17 protein-coding genes are annotated in these 15,702 nt (G+C 72.2%); 6 read left to right on the top strand and 11 right to left on the bottom strand.

Annotation, left to right across the window (positions count from 1 at the left end):
• Positions 1-9 precede the first annotated feature (9 nt).
• The 5 genes from Val02_RS08120 to ybaK are packed head-to-tail and all read left to right on the top strand — an operon-like array spanning position 10 to position 4,945.
• A complete protein-coding gene (locus Val02_RS08120; RefSeq protein WP_203898286.1) occupies positions 10-810 on the top strand; it encodes an ATP-binding cassette domain-containing protein in 801 nt (266 codons plus the stop codon).
• Positions 807-2,075 carry a sugar ABC transporter permease gene (locus tag Val02_RS08115; RefSeq protein ID WP_373317868.1) on the top strand — a complete coding sequence of 423 codons (1,269 nt, stop codon included), beginning with the start codon at positions 807-809 and terminating at the stop codon, positions 2,073-2,075. The genes Val02_RS08120 and Val02_RS08115 overlap by 4 nt, the downstream gene beginning before the upstream one ends.
• Positions 2,076-2,093: 18 nt before the next feature.
• Positions 2,094-3,311 (top strand): ROK family protein, encoded by a 1,218-nt coding sequence (locus Val02_RS08110; protein WP_203898285.1) that lies wholly within the window; start codon positions 2,094-2,096, stop codon positions 3,309-3,311.
• 1 nt (position 3,312) lies between these two features.
• Entirely contained in the window at positions 3,313-4,461 is a 1,149-nt protein-coding gene (locus tag Val02_RS08105; protein ID WP_239152546.1) for a class I SAM-dependent methyltransferase, read from the top strand.
• Positions 4,462-4,468: 7 nt separating this feature from the next.
• Positions 4,469-4,945 (top strand): Cys-tRNA(Pro) deacylase, encoded by a 477-nt coding sequence (gene ybaK / locus Val02_RS08100; RefSeq protein WP_203898284.1) that lies wholly within the window; start codon positions 4,469-4,471, stop codon positions 4,943-4,945.
• Here the strand turns inward: ybaK and Val02_RS47190 are convergent.
• Entirely contained in the window at positions 4,942-5,694 is a 753-nt protein-coding gene (locus Val02_RS47190) for an N-acetyltransferase (protein ID WP_239152545.1), read from the bottom strand. The genes ybaK and Val02_RS47190 overlap by 4 nt on opposite strands.
• Positions 5,695-5,718: 24 nt before the next feature.
• On the opposite strand from Val02_RS47190, the gene Val02_RS47185 reads away from it, so the two are divergent.
• On the top strand, positions 5,719-5,985 hold the full coding sequence (locus Val02_RS47185; protein ID WP_239152543.1) for a DUF1707 SHOCT-like domain-containing protein: 267 nt from the start codon (positions 5,719-5,721) through the stop codon (positions 5,983-5,985).
• On the opposite strand, the gene Val02_RS08085 is transcribed toward Val02_RS47185, so the two are convergent.
• The 10 genes from Val02_RS08085 to Val02_RS08040 form a co-directional block, all read right to left on the bottom strand.
• A complete protein-coding gene (locus Val02_RS08085) occupies positions 5,878-7,713 on the bottom strand; it encodes an ABC transporter ATP-binding protein (protein ID WP_203898281.1) in 1,836 nt (611 codons plus the stop codon). The two genes, Val02_RS47185 and Val02_RS08085, sit on opposite strands and share 108 nt — an antisense overlap.
• A gap of 44 nt (positions 7,714-7,757) precedes the next feature.
• Positions 7,758-9,443, bottom strand: coding sequence for an ABC transporter ATP-binding protein (locus tag Val02_RS08080; RefSeq protein WP_203898280.1), 1,686 nt, complete (start codon positions 9,441-9,443; stop codon positions 7,758-7,760).
• Between the two features lie 88 nt (positions 9,444-9,531).
• Positions 9,532-9,786 (bottom strand): hypothetical protein, encoded by a 255-nt coding sequence (locus tag Val02_RS08075; RefSeq protein WP_203898279.1) that lies wholly within the window; start codon positions 9,784-9,786, stop codon positions 9,532-9,534.
• 28 nt (positions 9,787-9,814) lie between these two features.
• Positions 9,815-10,858 (bottom strand): tRNA (adenosine(37)-N6)-threonylcarbamoyltransferase complex transferase subunit TsaD, encoded by a 1,044-nt coding sequence (gene tsaD, locus Val02_RS08070; protein ID WP_203898278.1) that lies wholly within the window; start codon positions 10,856-10,858, stop codon positions 9,815-9,817.
• A complete protein-coding gene (gene rimI, locus Val02_RS08065) occupies positions 10,848-11,291 on the bottom strand; it encodes a ribosomal protein S18-alanine N-acetyltransferase (protein ID WP_203898277.1) in 444 nt (147 codons plus the stop codon). The genes tsaD and rimI overlap by 11 nt, the downstream gene beginning before the upstream one ends.
• Positions 11,288-11,938: a tRNA (adenosine(37)-N6)-threonylcarbamoyltransferase complex dimerization subunit type 1 TsaB gene (tsaB, locus tag Val02_RS08060; protein WP_203898276.1), complete on the bottom strand. Its 651-nt coding sequence runs from the start codon at positions 11,936-11,938 to the stop codon at positions 11,288-11,290. Before tsaB ends, rimI begins: the two co-directional genes overlap by 4 nt.
• Positions 11,939-12,124: 186 nt before the next feature.
• Positions 12,125-12,562, bottom strand: a complete 438-nt coding sequence (gene tsaE, locus Val02_RS08055) for a tRNA (adenosine(37)-N6)-threonylcarbamoyltransferase complex ATPase subunit type 1 TsaE (protein WP_203898275.1) — start codon at positions 12,560-12,562, stop codon at positions 12,125-12,127.
• The gene (locus tag Val02_RS08050) at positions 12,562-13,617 is read right to left on the bottom strand and encodes an alpha/beta fold hydrolase (RefSeq protein ID WP_239152541.1); all 1,056 of its coding nucleotides are present in this window, start codon (positions 13,615-13,617) and stop codon (positions 12,562-12,564) included. Before Val02_RS08050 ends, tsaE begins: the two co-directional genes overlap by 1 nt.
• The gene (gene alr / locus Val02_RS08045) at positions 13,607-14,725 is read right to left on the bottom strand and encodes an alanine racemase (protein WP_203898273.1); all 1,119 of its coding nucleotides are present in this window, start codon (positions 14,723-14,725) and stop codon (positions 13,607-13,609) included. Before alr ends, Val02_RS08050 begins: the two co-directional genes overlap by 11 nt.
• A gap of 86 nt (positions 14,726-14,811) precedes the next feature.
• Entirely contained in the window at positions 14,812-15,558 is a 747-nt protein-coding gene (locus Val02_RS08040; RefSeq protein WP_203898272.1) for a hypothetical protein, read from the bottom strand.
• Positions 15,559-15,702 lie beyond the last annotated feature (144 nt).

Below are 15,702 nucleotides of genomic sequence, written 5' to 3'. Positions count from 1 at the left end.
AGGAGCAGCGTGAGCGCGACACCCCTTTTGGAACTGCGCCGGCTCAACAAGAGCTTCGGCCCGGTGCAGGTCCTGCGCGACGTGGACTTCGCGGCGTATCCCGGTGAGGTGACCGCCCTCATCGGCGACAACGGCGCCGGCAAGTCCACCCTGGTCAAATGCATCGGTGGGATCTACCCCATCGACTCCGGCGACTACCTCTTCGAGGGCAACCCGGTGACGGTGCACGGTCCCCGTGACGCGGCCGCGCACGGCGTCGAGATCGTGTACCAGGATCTCGCGCTCTGCGACAACCTGGACATCGTCCAGAACATGTTCCTCGGCCGGGAACGCAAGCACGGCATCGTGCTCGACGAGACCTCGATGGAGCAGCTGGCGGCCGAGACGCTCGCCGGCCTGTCGGTGCGAACGGTCAAGTCGGTGCGCCAGCTGGTGTCGAGCCTCTCCGGCGGCCAGCGCCAGACGGTGGCCATCGCCAAGGCCGTGCTGTGGAACAGCAAGCTCGTCGTGCTGGACGAGCCGACGGCGGCACTCGGCGTGGCGCAGACCGCGCAGGTGCTGGAGCTGGTGCGCCGGCTCGCCGACGCCGGGCTGGGCGTGGTGATCATCTCGCACAACATGAACGACGTGTTCGCCGTCGCCGACCGCATCGCGGCCATGTACCTCGGCCGGATGGCGGCCCAGGTGCGCGCCTCAGACGTGACCCACCAGCAGGTGGTCGAACTGATCACGGCCGGCCGCAGCGGCGACCTCGGCATCCGTGACGGCGACGCCGCCGCTGCCCCCGTCAGGACGGTGAAAGAGCTGTGAGCACTCAACAGGCTGTCGTGACGGCCAAGACGGAGGGCGGGGTCCCGGCCGTCGACCCGACGCTCAAGGGCCACGTCCGCCAGTACGTGCAGCGGCTGCGCGGCGGCGAGATGGGCGCACTGCCGGCCGTCATCGGCCTCGCGGTGCTGTGCGTGGTGTTCTCGGTCATGCGGCCGACGTTCACGTCCGAGCAGAACTTCGCGAACCTGTTCACGCAGGGCGCCGCGGTGATCGTGATCGCCATGGGCCTGGTGTTCGTTCTGCTGCTGGGCGAGATCGACCTGTCGGCGGGCTTCACCAGCGGCGTCTGCGCGGCGGTCATGGCCGTCACGCTCACCTCGTGGGGCTGGCCGTGGTACGTCTCGGTGCTGCTCGCGCTGGTGACCGGCACGGTGATCGGGCTCTTCCTGGGGACGCTGGTCTCCAAGGTGGGGATCCCGTCGTTCGTGGTGACGCTGGCGGCGTTCCTGGCGTTCCAGGGCGTCGTGCTCATCATGATCAGCGGCGGCAAGATCATCTCGGTTACCGACCCGGTGATCATCGCCGTCGCGAACAAGAACCTGCCGCCGTGGCTCGGCTGGCTGCTGCTCGTCGTCGGCGTCGGCGGGTACGCCGCACTCCAGGTCAACCGCGCGCTCGGGCGCAAGAAGCGGGGCCTCGCGGCGGAGCCGTTCAGCGTCATCGGCGCGCGGGTCGGCGCCCTGGCCCTCATCGGCGGTGCGGCCGTCTTCGTGCTCAACCTCGAACGCAGCCGCAACACGCTGATCACCTCGCTCAAGGGCGTGCCGATCGTGGTGCCGATCGTCGTGGTGCTGCTCCTGCTGTGGACGTTCGTGCTGCAGCGCACGGCGTTCGGGCGGCACCTGTACGCCGTCGGCGGCAACGCCGAAGCCGCCCGTCGCGCCGGTATCAGCGTGGACCGGATCAGGATCACCGCGTTCATGATCTCCTCCACCATGGCGGCGGTCGGCGGCATCGTCGCGGCGTCGCGCCTGCAGTCCGTCGACCCGAACACCGGCGGCAGCAACGTTCTCCTCTACGCCGTCGGCGCGGCCGTCATCGGCGGCACCAGCCTCTTCGGCGGGAAGGGGCGGGTCCTCGACGCCGTTCTCGGTGGTGCCGTCATCGCGGTCATCGACAACGGTATGGGCCTGCTCGGCTACTCTGCCGGCGTCAAGTACGTGGTCACCGGTGCGGTGCTGCTGCTCGCCGCCGGGATCGACGCGCTGTCCCGCAAGCGGGCCGCCGCCGCCGGTCTGAGGTAGAGCGGGCGCGGATAACTGATGCGGGCAGGTCCCAGTCAGGAGGAGATCCGGCGACAGAACCTGGGTGCGCTGCTGCGGTACGTGCACGTGCGGGGCCCCACCTCACGCGCGGCGCTAACGGCGCACCTGGGTCTGAACCGGAGCACCATCGGCGCGTTGACCGCTGATCTCACGGCCGCCGGGCTGGTCTCCGAGGGGCTTCCCCAGGACCAGTCCGGCCGGGCCGGGCGCCCCTCGCTGGTCGTCCGGCCGGAGGCCGAGGTCTACGTGTTCGCGCTGGTGATCGAGGTCGACCGGCTCGTCGCCGCCCGCATCGGGCTCGGCGGGGCGGTTCTCGACCGGCGCGAGGCCCGGCGACCACGCGGCGTTCGTGACCCGGCCGATGTGGTCGCCCCGCTCGCCGACTTCGTACGCGAGATGCAACGCGCGGCATCCCCGTCCGCGCGTTACGTGGGAAGCGGCGCCGCCGTCTCGGCGATGGTCCGGGCCGAGGACGGGCTGGTGCGCCTCGGGCCGCAGTTCGGCTGGATCGACGAACCGCTGGGCGAGGCGCTGGCGAAGGTGCTCAGCGACGAGGTGCAGGGCGGCGACCGTGCCGTTCCGGTGCGCAACAACGCCGACCTGAGCGCCCTCGCCGAACACGTGCGGGGCGTGGCCGTCGACACCGACAACATCGTGTACGTCACCGGCGACGCGGGCATCGGCGGCGGGATCATCGCGGGCGGGCGGCTGGTCAGCGGCCACGGCGGCTACGGCGGGGAGGTCGGCCACATGGTCGTCAACCCGAACGGCAAGCCGTGCAACTGCGGTTCCCGCGGCTGTTGGGAGACCGAGATCGGCGAGTACGCGCTGCTGCACGCGGCCGGGCGGGACGCGGACTCGGGCACCGGCCGCGCGGCCGTCGAGACGCTCGTCGACGCGGCCGGGCGCGGCGACGCGCAGGCGCAGGCCGCGATCCGGCAGGTCGGCGACTGGCTCGGCTTCGGCGTGGCCAACCTGGTCAACATCTTCAACCCGGAGATGGTGATCTTCGGCGGCAACCTCCGCGAGGTGTACATCGCCGCCGCCGCGCAGGTCCGCAGCCGGCTCAACCGCAACGGGCTGCCCGCCTGCCGCGAGCACGTCCGGCTGCGCACGCCGGCGCTCGGGGACGACGCGGCGCTGCTCGGCGCCGCCGAGTTGGCGTTCGGGCCGCTGCTCGCGGACCCCCTGGAAGCGGCGGCCGATAATCCCTGACGTGTTTCCCGATGGTTTTGCCGCCGCGCTCGATGCGGCCGTCGCGCTCGGCGACCGCGATCCGGTGCAGGCGGTAACGGCGTTGCGGGCGCAGGGGTTCGCGCCGGAGGTCGCGGCCGCGGCCCTTACCCAGGCGTCCCTGCGCCGCCGGGCCGTGGGCAAGTTCGGCCCGCTCGCCGCTTCGCTCTTCTTCACGAGAACGGCGCTGGAACAGGCGACCCGCTGGATCGTGGCCCGGCACCGGGCGGCCCGGCTCTCGTCCGCGGGTGCGCACACGGTCGCCGATCTCGGCTGCGGCATCGGAGCCGATTCGTTGGCCTTCGCGCGGGCCGGGCTCGCGGTGCACGCGGTGGAGGCCGATCCGGAGACGGCCGCTCTGGCCAGGGCCAATCTGCGCGGGCTGCCGGCGACCGTGGTCGTCGGCGACGCCGCCGGCTTCGATCTGTCCACTGTGGACGCCGTGTTCGCGGATCCGGCGCGGCGCACGGCCGGCGGCCGGCGGGTCTTCTCCACGGAGGGCCTGTCGCCGTCGTGGGACTTCGTGATCTCCCTGCACGAACGGGTCCCGCGCACCGTGCTGAAGCTGGCGCCGGGGCTGGACCACGGGGTGATCCCGCCGGGCTTCGAGGCGCAGTGGGTGTCGGTGGGCCGGGACCTGGTGGAGGCGTGCCTGTGGGCGCCCGCGCTGGCGCGGGTCCCCCGCCGGGCCACGATCCACACCGCGGACGACGGCGTCGCGGAACTGACCGGCACCGGCCTGATCGCCGCCCCGGTGGGAGCCGTGCGCCGGTACGTCTTCGACCCCGACGGCGCCGTCACCAGAGCCGGCCTGGTGGCGGAGTTCGCCGCGACGGTCGGCGGCACCATCGCGGACCCGACGATCGCGTTCGTCTACGCGGACGCGCCGGTGGACACTCCGTTCGCGCGGTGCCTGGAGGTCGTCGAGACGCTGCCGCTGCACGTCAAGCGGCTGCGCGCCGCGCTCCGCGAACGCGGCATCGGCCGGCTGGAGATCCGCAAGCGGGGTTCCGCCCAGGACGTCGAACGCCTGCGCAAGGAGCTGAAGCTCGCCGGCCCCGACGGCGGTGTGCTGCTGCTGACGAAGGTCGCCGGGGCCGGCACGGCGGTGCTCTGCAAGCCTGTTGGATGATGTTCGCGTGGCGGGTCAGGGAACGCCGGCGACGGCGCTGTTGAAGAAGCAGAAGGTCACGCACCGGGTGCACGAGTACCGGCACGACCCACGCGCAGAGTCCTACGGCACCGAGGCCGCCGAGGCGCTCGGCATCCCCGCCGAACGGATCTTCAAGACGCTGGTCGCCGAGGTCGACGGCGCGCTCGTGGTCGGCGTGGTGCCGGTGACCGGTTCCCTGGACCTGAAGGCCCTCGCCGCGGCGGTCGGCGGGAAGCGGGCCGCGATGGCCGACCCGGTCGCCGCCGAACGCGCCACCGGCTACGTCCGGGGCGGGATCAGCCCGCTCGGCCAGCGCAAGCGGCTGCCGGTGGTGCTCGACGCGTCGGCGGAGGGGTTCGACACCGTGTACGTCTCGGCGGGTCGGCGCGGCCTGGAGGTCGAACTCGCGGCGGCCGACCTGTTGCGCCTCACCGGCGGCAGCAGCGCGCCCATCAGGGGCTAGAAACGGTGCCGGACCCAGATGTTCGGCTCTACGTAGATCCCCAGGTCGAGGGCGGTGGACACGAACACCGGCACGAGCCCGCCGCCCACGCAGACCGGCCCTTCCACGTCGAACGGCAGTCCCGTCCAGGCCCGCCAGTCGGCGAGCGGGGCGCAGACCGTTCCCGAGTGGGAGGCGATCCCGACGACCTCGCCGCCGAGGCGCACGTGGACCCGCAGCCACGGATCGGCCGGCAGCCCGTCCGCCCGCAGCCGGGCGACGTACTCCGCGATCGGCACCTCCGGCTCCAGCGCCTTGGCCGGCGGCCGCACCGGCACGATCAGATCGCCGAACCCGAGCCGCGAAGCGTTGTCCCGCAGGGCGATGAGTGTACGGCCGGCGAGGTTGCGCCCGCGCACCTCCGGATGAACGGCCACCTCCAGCGCGCACAGCGTCTCCCCGACCCGCCCGTCGAGCGCGTCCTCGGCCGCCCAGACCGCCACCTGGTCCCACCCGCCGGACGGGTACCGCGTGCGGCCCGGCGCCGTCGCCGCGAACGGCACGCTCACCCCGCGCGCCACCGGTGTCCCGTCCCCGTCGAGCACGGCCACCACGTACTGCGGCCAGCGCGCCGCCAGTCGGGTGCGGCGCATCAGGGCGGCGGCCAGGTTTCCCGCCATGAAGCGGCCGTCGGCCTCCGCGTACGGGATCGCGAACACCCGGTCGGCCAGATCCGGCCGGTCCGCGAGACTGATCGTGGTCACTTCCACGCCGAAGAGGTTACGGTGTCAGCCGTGCAGGTACGGGCCTCCGACGCGGACCGCGAACGGACCATGGACGCGCTGCGTGAGCACACCGCCGCGGGCCGGTTGACCCTCGACGAGTTCGCCGACCGGGCGGCCGTGGTCGTCGAGGCGCGCACGCTCGACGAGCTGCGCGCCACCGTCGCCGACCTACCCCGACACGAGCCCACCCCGGACACGCGCCCACTGGTCGTGGCCTTTTGCGTGGCCCTTGCCGTGGTGATCCTCTTCGCCGTCCTGTACTCCCTGGCGCGGTAGGTCCGCCTGCCAGGAACGCCACAGGTCGGCGTACGCGCCGCCGGCGGCGACCAGGTCGTCGTGGCTGCCCAGTTCGGTGATGTGGCCGTCGATCACCACGGCGACGCGGTCGGCGTCGTGCGCGGAGAAGAGCCGGTGCGCGATCGCGATCACGGTGCGGCCGTGCAGCACGGCGGCGAGCGAACGTTCGAGGTGCCGGGCGGCGCGCGGGTCGATCAGCGAGGTCGCCTCGTCCAGGACGAGCGTGTGCGGGTCGGCCAGCACCAGCCGGGCCAGCGCCACCTGCTGCGCCTGCGCCGGGGAGAGCTGGCGGCCGCCGGAGCCCACCACCGTGTCGAGCCCCTGCGGCAGCGCCTCCACCCAGCGCAGCGCGTCGACCGCGCGCAGCGCGGCGCGGATCTGCACGGCGTTGGCGTCGGGTCTGGCCAGCGAGACGTTGTCTCTGAGCGTTCCCGCGAAAACGTGGTGCTCCTGGGTGACCAGGGCAACCGAACCGCGCAGCTCCGGCAGGGGCAGGCCGACCAGCGGGACGCCGCCGACGGCGACCGACCCGACGCGCGGCGGCGCGACCCCGGCGAGGAGCCGGCCGAGCGTGGACTTGCCGGCGCCCGACGGGCCCACCACGGCCAGCCGCTCGCCGGGGCGCACCACCAGGTCGATGCCGTGCAGCACGTCCCGACCGTCCACATAGGAGTAGCGCACGCCGCACGCCGCGAGCTGCCGCCCGACCGGCTTCTCCGGCACCGGCACCCGATCGTCCGGAACGTGCGCCACCCCCAGGATCCGGGCCAGCGACGCGCCGCCGACCTGCAGCTCGTCCAGCCACGAGAGGAACCGGTCGAGCGGGTCGACGAGCTGCTGCACGTACAGGGTTCCGGCGGTGACCTGGCCCAGCGTCACCCAGCCGGCGAGGTACATCCAACCGCCGGCGAGCAGTGTGGCGACGGTCGGCAGCAGATAGGCCAGATCGGCGACCGGGAACCACACGGTGCGCAGGTACAGCGTGTACCGCTCGGTCCGGTACGAGCGGCGCAGGTCGACCTTGGTGCGGGCCTGCCGGCGACCGGCCGTCCGCAGCGCCTCCACGGTGCGCGCGCCCTCGACCGTCTCGGCGAGCCCGTCCATCAGGTCGGTGTAGGCGGCGTTCTCGCGCAGGTAGCCGGCCGGCGCCCGGCGCAGGTACCAGCGGGTGCCGAGAACCAGCACCGGCAGCGACACCACGGACAGCAGCGCCAGGAGCGGGGCCACCGCGATCAGGCCGGCGACGGTCAGCACCACGGTCACCGCGGCGATGAGGATCTCCGGAACGGCGTACCGCACGGAGTTCGACAGGGCGGCCACGTCGCGGGAGGAGCGGGTGATCAGGTCGCCGCTGCCGGCCCGCTCCACTGTGGACAGCGGCAGGGCGAGTACCCGTTCGACGAACTCCTCGCGCAGCTCGGCGAGCACCCGCTCACCCAGCCGGGCCGACGCGTACGTGGCCAGGTTGACCAGCACCGCCTGCACGACGACGAAGAACGCGATGGCGATCGCGATCCGGTCGACCGTCCAGCCGGTCGTGCCGGTGTGCACGCCCTGGACGAGTTCGCCCAACAGGCGCGGTGCGGCCAGTCCGCTCGCGGCGGCGAGCGCGTGCAACCCGAGCGCGGTGGCCAACCGCCCCGGATAGCGGGCGAGTAACTCACGGGCGTATCGACGGACACTGGGCGCGTCGGCGACCGGAAGCACGGGCGACCCCCTCTGATCTGGCGGTACTCGGTGGCGGCGCCCGCTTATGGCTGGCGGCCGACCGTCGCGCGGTAGGCGGGTGAGCGTTCGAGCAGCTCCCGGTGGCGTCCCTCGGCGGCCGCCCGGCCGGAGACCACGTGGACGACGTAGTCGGCGCGGTCGAGCAGGAGCGGGCTCGTGGTGCAGATGACGGTGGTCCGTCCCCTCCGGTGCCCGGCCAGGCGCGCGGCGATGCGCGCCTCCGTGTGCGCGTCGACCGCGCTGGTCGGCTCGACGAGAACGAGGACGGGCGGGTCGGCCTGGAGCGCCCGGGCCAGCCGCAGCCGCTGCTGCTGGCCCCCGGAGAACTCCCGGCCGCGTTCGACGATCGGCGTGTCGAGCCCCTTGGGCAGCGCGGTGATCACGTCGCCGGCACTGGCGGCGTGCAGCGCCCCGGGCAGGCGGTCGCGGGGGCCGCCCAGCTCGGCGTGCAGGGGTCCGTTGAAGAGGCGCGCGTCGTTGTCGGCGACGAGGATCCGCTCCCGGACCGCCGCCACCGGCAGCTTGCTCAGGGGAACGCCACCGAGCAGCACCCGGCTGTCGGGGTCGTAGCGACCGAGGCGGTCGGCGATGCGCTGCGCGTCGGCGGGGTTGTCGGCGGCGATCGCGGTGACGCCGCCGGCGCGCACGTGCACCCCGGACTCGGGATCGTGCAGGTCGCCGTCGGGCGGCATCGGCAGGGGCTGTTCGGGGTCGGTCACCTCCGGGGTGAGCTGCAGCAGCCGCACGACCCGCCGGGCGGCCACGTGTCCGCGGATGAGCCGGTCGGCGGCCTCGGTGAGATTGCGCAGCGGCATGATCAGGAACGTCGCGTACCCGTAGAACGCGACCAGTTCGCCGACGCTGATCCGCCCGTCGAGCGCGAACCGCGCACCGAGCCAGGTCACCAGCATCACGAACAGGCCGGGCACGAGGATCTGGGCCGCCTTGAGCACGGAGTCGACGCGGGCGACGTTGACGCCGGCGGCGCGGACCTCCTGAGAGCGCTCCCGGTACCGGGCCGCGAAAACCGACTCGCCGCCGACGCCGCGCAGCACCCGCAGGCCGGCGACGATGTCCCCGGCCCGGTTGGTCAGGTCGCCGGTGAGCTCGCGGTACTCCTGCGAACGCCGGTGCAGCGGCCGCAGCAGCACGGCCACGATGCCCATCAGCACCGGCACCCCGACGACGACCACGAGCCCGAGCGGCAGCGAGACGGACAGCAGCAGCACGGTAACCACGACGATCGCGAAGATCGCCCCGGCGGCGCGGGCGGTCACGTCCATGGCGTTGCCGAGCTGCCCGATGTCGGAGGTGCCGATGGCGACGACCTCGCCGGCGGCGACCCGCTGGGTGAGCGTCGCACCGAGCCGGGTGGCGTGCCGGACGGTCACCTGGACGGTGCGGTACGCGGCACTGAGCCAGTTGGTCACGGCGAACCGGTGGCGCATGATGCCGGCGACCGCCTGCAGGCAGCCGAGGCCGATCAGCACGGCGGTGGCTTCCGAGAGGTCCCCCTGGTCGCCGGCCGCGATGGCGTCGACGGCGCGCCCGATGACCGCCGGCATGAACGCCGGTGCGGCCATCCACGCGATGCCGAAAGCCACCCCGCCGGCCAGAGTGGCCGCCTGGGTGCGCGCCAGCCAGATCAAATAGCGGGTCGCGTTGCGATGATCAGGCTCGCCGGGGTCGGCGACGGGCAGATCCTTCATAAGCCGCCGACGTTACGGTGTGAAACGTGTCGATCGCACTATGTTTCCACAAGGTGGATCTGCCATTTCACCTGTCAAGAACCGATGATCATCGATCGACCTTGGTGAATTCCCAAATATGCGGACTACTGCGCACAAGGTGCTTCGGCGGCTCGGGAAGATCCAGCGGATCGCGGTGCCAACGACTAATGATCACAATCCGGTGATCCGTCGAGGAGAAGATCTCACTCTCCACATGCGACGGATGACCTTCGACACCCGTCAACGCGTGATCACACACCCAGGAGAGCAATTCCGGGAACGCCTCCGAATGGGCGCGCACCTCCCACATCCGCACGATCATGTTCCGCTCCATCGACGCAAGTCCCCTGTTACGTCGTGACCATAGTGATCGGCATCGCGGAGTCGGCGGGCAGGTCCAGCTTCCCGGGAGCGATACCCGCCGAGACCAGTCTCGATCCGAGCGCCGCCACCATCGCGCCGTTGTCGGTGCACAGCTTCGGCCGGGGAACCCGCACCGTGATCCCCGCCTTCGCGGCCCGTTCCTCGGCGAGTGCGCGCAGCCGGCTGTTGGCCGCCACGCCGCCGCCGACCACCAGGGTCTGCACGCCGTGCTCCTGGCAGGCGGCCACCGCCTTGGCGGTCAGCACGTCGCAGACCGCCTCCTGGAAGCTCGCCGCCACGTCGTTGACCGGCACCGGTTCGCCCGCGCGCTCGCGCGCCTCGACCCAGCGGGCCACCGCCGTCTTGAGCCCGGAGAACGAGAAGTCGAACCGGTGCTCGGCCAGGTCCCGCGGCCCGGTCAGCCCGCGCGGGAACGGGATCGTGATCGACCCCTCCCGCGCCGCCCGGTCGATCGGCGGCCCGCCCGGGAACGGCAGCCCCAGCACGCGCGCCACCTTGTCGAACGCCTCCCCGGCCGCGTCGTCGATCGTCGCGCCCAGCGGCACCACGCCGCCCGTGAGGTCGTCGACCCGCAGCAGCGACGAGTGGCCGCCGGAGACCAGCAGCGCCACGGCCGGCTCCGGCAGCGGCCCGTGTTCCAGCGTGTCGACGGCGACGTGGGCGGCGAGATGGTTGACGCCGTACAGCGGCTTGCCGGCCGCCAGCGCGTACGCCTTGGCCGCCGCCACACCCACGAGCAGGGCGCCGGCGAGCCCGGGACCGGCCGTCACGGCGATCGCGTCCACATCGGACAGGGTCACGCCGGCGTCGGCCAGCGCCCGGTCCACCGTGGGCGCCATCGCCTCCAGGTGGGCGCGGCTGGCCACCTCGGGCACCACGCCGCCGTAGCGGGCGTGTTCGTCCACACTGGACGCCAGCGCGTCGGCGAGCAGGGTGTACCCCCGCACGATGCCGACCCCTGTCTCGTCGCACGAGGTCTCGATGCCGAGAACCAAGGGTTCAGTCTTCACGAAGCATCACCAATGCGTCCGTATTGCTCGGTTGGTAGTAGCCCTTGCGCACGCCGATCCCCTCGAACCCGTGCCGGGCGTAGAGCTTCTGCGCGGGCGCGTTGTCGACGGCGACCTCCAGCAGCACCCGCGGGATCCCCCGACGGGCGGCCTCGCCCAGCAGGTCCCGCAGCAGCGCGGTGCCGATCCCCCCGCGCTGAACGTCCCGGCGCACGGCGATGTTCTGCACCCACGCCTCGTCGGGTGGGACGACGGCCAGGCCACCGTACCCGTCCACGCCGCCGTCGGGACCGCGCACCACCCGGTAGTAGTGGCCGTTGGCCAGCTCATTCCAGAACATGCCCGCCGACCACTTCTCGGGGCCGAACAGGTCCTCCTCGATCGGCAGCAGCGCCGGAATGTCCCACCAGCGCAGGCGTTCGACGGCGGTCATCGCAGGGCGGGCTTGCGCTCACCCGGGATCACCGCGTCCGGGCGGCGCAGGTACAGCGGCGTCAACGCCTCACCCGGTGCCTTCATCCGGACTCGCCGCGCGGCCCTCGCCGCCAGGGCCGCAGGCGAGGGATAGCGCGGCTCCTCGTCGACCGGCAGACCCAGCACGTCGGCGTAGCGCAGCGCGCCGTCCCCGACCGCGCGGTCGACGGAGACGGAGAGGTCCGCGGGCTTCGCGACGCCCGGCCCTTCGACCCGCGTCCCGTCGGCGTACACCGCCCAGTAGACCTCTTTGCGCCGCGCGTCGGTGGCCACCAGCACCCGCCCGGAGGTGCCGCGCCCCAGCCCGTCCAGCGAGCACACCCCGTACGCCGGAATCCCGAGCGCCTGCGTCATGGCCACGGCGGTCACCAGCCCCACCCGCAACCCGGTGAACGGCCCCGGCCCCACCCCGGCGACCACGGCCGCGAGGTCGGAAGGCCCGGCACCCGCTTGATCCAGCACGGCCGACACGGCGGGCGCCAACAATTCCCCGTGCGCCCGCCCGTCCACGGTCACCCGCGAGGCGAGCACGGAGACCCCGGAAGCGACATCAGCAATGGCGGCCGTCACCGCAGGCGTGGAGGTATCCAGCACAAGCACAAGCACCGGCCAACATTAGTCCGCCAGGTAGCGGCCCCGAACGCCCGCCCACCCGAGCCACATCGCGGGACGCGGACAGAGGTAACAGAAGCCCGACTGCACGCGGACGGGACAGCGTAGGCCCGCAGGGCCCAGCGGTGCGGCCCGGGAGGCAACGGTCACGCCCCCGACGGGCCTGCGAAATCAAAGCCTTCAAATACGAGAAGACCAATCGCCCCCGTGCGGGATCAGGGTGACGATGCGCGTTTCATCGGAGTCGGAGGAGCGCGAGATACGGATCTCCAGATAGCTGTCGGAGGAGAGCTGCTCCGCGACCCCCTCCCCCCACTCGACCAGGGTGACCGAGTCCTCGACGGAGGCATCGAGGTCGAGATCGTCCAACTCCAGCCGCCCACCGAGCCGGTACGCGTCGACATGCACGAGCGGCACCCGCCCGTCGCGATGCACCCGCGAGATGACGAACGTCGGCGAGGTGACGCCGGAGACGCCGAGCCCGGCACCGATCCCCTGGGCGAGGGCGGTCTTCCCGGCCCCGAGCGGCCCGGCGAGCAGCACCAGGTCCCCGGCCTTCAACACCTCGGAGAGCCGGAGACCGAAGGCGCGGGTCTCCTCCACAGTGGACAGTCGCATCAGGTGATTCTCTCAAGGAACGCTTTCATCGCGTCGTTGACCGCCGCCGGGTGCTCGAGGAGAGCGACGTGGCCGCCGCCCTCGACGACGACCAGCTCCGCGTCGGGCAGCTCCCGCACGATCTCCTCGGAGTAGGCCAGCGGCAGCAGCAGGTCTGTGTCGCCGCAGACCACCAGCACCGGAACGCTGCGCAGCGCCGCCAGCGCCGGCACCCGCGAGTGCGTGTACAGCGTGTGCACGTAGCGCGCGATCACCTCGGTCGAGGTGGTGGAGTTCATCTTCTCGACGTACGACACCACGGCCGGGCTGGGCTTCTCGGTCCCGAACCCGTACCGGCGGGTCAGCAGCCAGGCCAGGTCGCTGGAGGCGCGCCGCGCCGCGTCGGCCATCGACGTGGTGAGCCGGCCCGCGCTGCGCACCACCGGCAGCAGCGGCTTGCTGAACCGGCTGAACACCGCCGGCAGCCCGAACGTCACCTCGTTGATCCGGCCCGCCGACGACGAGATGAGCACGACGCCCGCGACCCGGTCCTCGAACAGCTCCGGCGACTGCTCGGCCAGCGCCATGATGGTCATGCCGCCCATCGAGTGCCCGACGAGCACCACCTTGCCCGACGGCGCCGCCTTGTCCAGCACGGCGCGCAGCCCCGCACCCAGCGCGTCCAGCGTGTACTCGCCCTTGGGCAGCCGTCCCGAACGCCCGTGCCCCGGCTGGTCGTACAGCACCTCCCGGTAGACGCCCTCGAAGGCGCGCCGCTGGAAGTGGAACGTGCCCATGTCGAGGCAGAACCCGTGGACGAACAGCAGCGTCGGCCCGGGCCCGTCGATCACCTCGACGTACAGGTCGACGCCGTCGGAGGTGGTGACGCCGTACTGCTCGTCGGACTGCAACGCGCCGAACGGCTCCTGCGCGTGGGGATCGTCGGCGGCCGTGCGACGGCGGCGGACGTACCGGTCGGCGGCCACACCCGCGGCCACACCGCCGGCGGCCAGCCCCACCGCGGCCACCGCGCCGATGATGCCGGCGTTGCGGCTGAAGAAGTCTTTAACTGCCACGCTCTCCCTCATAGACCCGGGGCACCCGCGCGGAGCCCATGCGGGCGACGATCTCATGGTTGATGGTGTCGCAGACCGCCGCCCACTCGTCGGCGTGCGGGTCGCCGGCGTTGCCGCCGAAGAGGACGGCCACGTCGCCGGGCTGCACCGGCAGGTCCCCGACGTCGAGCACGAACTGGTCCATGCACACCCGCCCGGCGATCGTGTGCGTGCGGCCGCCGAGCGCCACCGGCCCGACCCCGCTGGCCGCCCGCGGAACGCCGTCCGCGTAGCCGATCGGGATCAGGGCCACGGTCGTCTCGCGCGGCGTGACGTACGTCTGCCCGTAGGAGACGCCCTGCCCGGCCGGCACCCGCTTGACGAGCGCGACCCGGGCCCGCACCGACATGGCGGGCCGCAGGTCGAAGGTGTTGCCGGCGATCGGGCTCAGCCCGTAGACCGCGAGGCCGGGGCGCACCAGGTCGAAGTGCGTGTCGGGGCGGGCCAGGAGGGCAGCGGAGTTGGCCAGGTGCCGCAGTTGCGGGGTGACGCCGAGCCGGGCGGCCGCGTCGAGCCCGTCGGTGAAGGCGGCCAGCTGGCGGTCGACCGAGCTCGGGTCGGGGTCGTCGGCGCTGGCCAGGTGGCTCCACACCCCGATGATCTCGACGTGCCCGTCGGCCTGGGCCTTGGCGGCCGCCTCGACCAGCGCGGCCCAGTCGGCCGGTGCCGCGCCGCCGCGCCCCATCCCACTGTCGATCTTCAGGTGGATCCGGGCCGGACGGTCCACGATCGTGGCGGCCGCGACGATTTCGTCGAGGGAACGGCGTGAGCTGACCGACAGGTCGACGTTCGCGGTGATCCCCGCGGCGAAGTCGAGGCCCGGCGCGTGCAGCCAGGAGAGCATCGGCGCGGTGATGCCGGCGGCGCGCACCGCCAGCGCCTCACCGAGCGTGGCCACGCCGAGCCAGGTGGCGCCCGCCTCCAGGGCGGCCCGGGCGCAGGGCACCATCCCGTGCCCGTAGCCGTCGGACTTGACGACGGCCATGATCTGAGCGGCGGTGCGGGTGCGCAGCAGGGCCACATTCGCCCGCACCGCGTCGAGGTCGACGCGCACCTCCGACTGCCACATGGAGCGAGCCTAACCGGCGGGTAGCCATCAGGTGATACGGAAGACCACCCGCCGACTCAGCTCACATTTTCCCTACCTGTTCGCGATCACAGATCGTCATACTCCGAGGCGGGGAACTCCGTCACGGTCGACGGCGCCGGCTGCGCCACGGTGGCGGTCCCGCCGATCTCCTGGATCTTCAGCTCCCAGGGCATGTCCTTGCCGTCGTCGGCGCCCGGGAACGTGGTGGTGAACGAGGCGAGCCGCCCCTGCGCGTCCACCGTGGCGGTGAACGGGATCGCGGTCGCCTTGGCACCGGCGTCCTTGGCGAGGACGTCGGCGGCCTGCTTGGCGGCGCCGGTGACCTTGGTCAGGTCGAGGGTGCCGGAGTACGCGCCCGCGGCGTCGGCCTTCACATCGGTGGCCGTGGCCAGGAACGACCGCGCGAACAGCGGGTCCTCGAGCACCCTGAAGTCGGAGGTCGCCTTCACCTTCGACATGTCAATCTTGAAGAACTTGCCGCTGGTGAGGATGTTCTTCATGTAGATCGTGCCGGGGAAGAAGAGGAACTCGAACTTCTCGTCACCGGTACCGGCCGTGATCGAGGTGCCCTTGCTCGTGGCGTCGTGCACGCAGTCGGCGGTCTCGCCCTCGAACTTCAGCGTGAACTTCAGGTTCTTGCCCTCGGTCGCGGCGGCCGCCTTGGCCAGCACCTCGGCCGGCTTCGGCGAGGGCGACGGGCTCGGCGACGCCGCCGCACCCGTGCCGTTACCGCCGCCGGCCTTCTCGCCGCACGCGGCGACGGGCAGGGTGAACGCGACCAGGGTCGCACCGAACGCGAGAATGCGCTTCATCAGGATGTTTCCTTCATCGGGAACTACGACAGGGTCGCTCCCACCCCGGGGGAACAGAACCGGTCACAGAAAGAAGGCGTCCCCGCGGCACACGACCGCGGGGGACAATACCGTTCGATCTATGAATTTGTTGACCTGTTCAAC

The organism is Virgisporangium aliadipatigenens (assembly GCF_016863615.1).
GTDB lineage: Bacteria > Actinomycetota > Actinomycetes > Mycobacteriales > Micromonosporaceae > Virgisporangium > Virgisporangium aliadipatigenens.
This window is presented reverse-complemented; position numbering and strand designations above follow the sequence as displayed.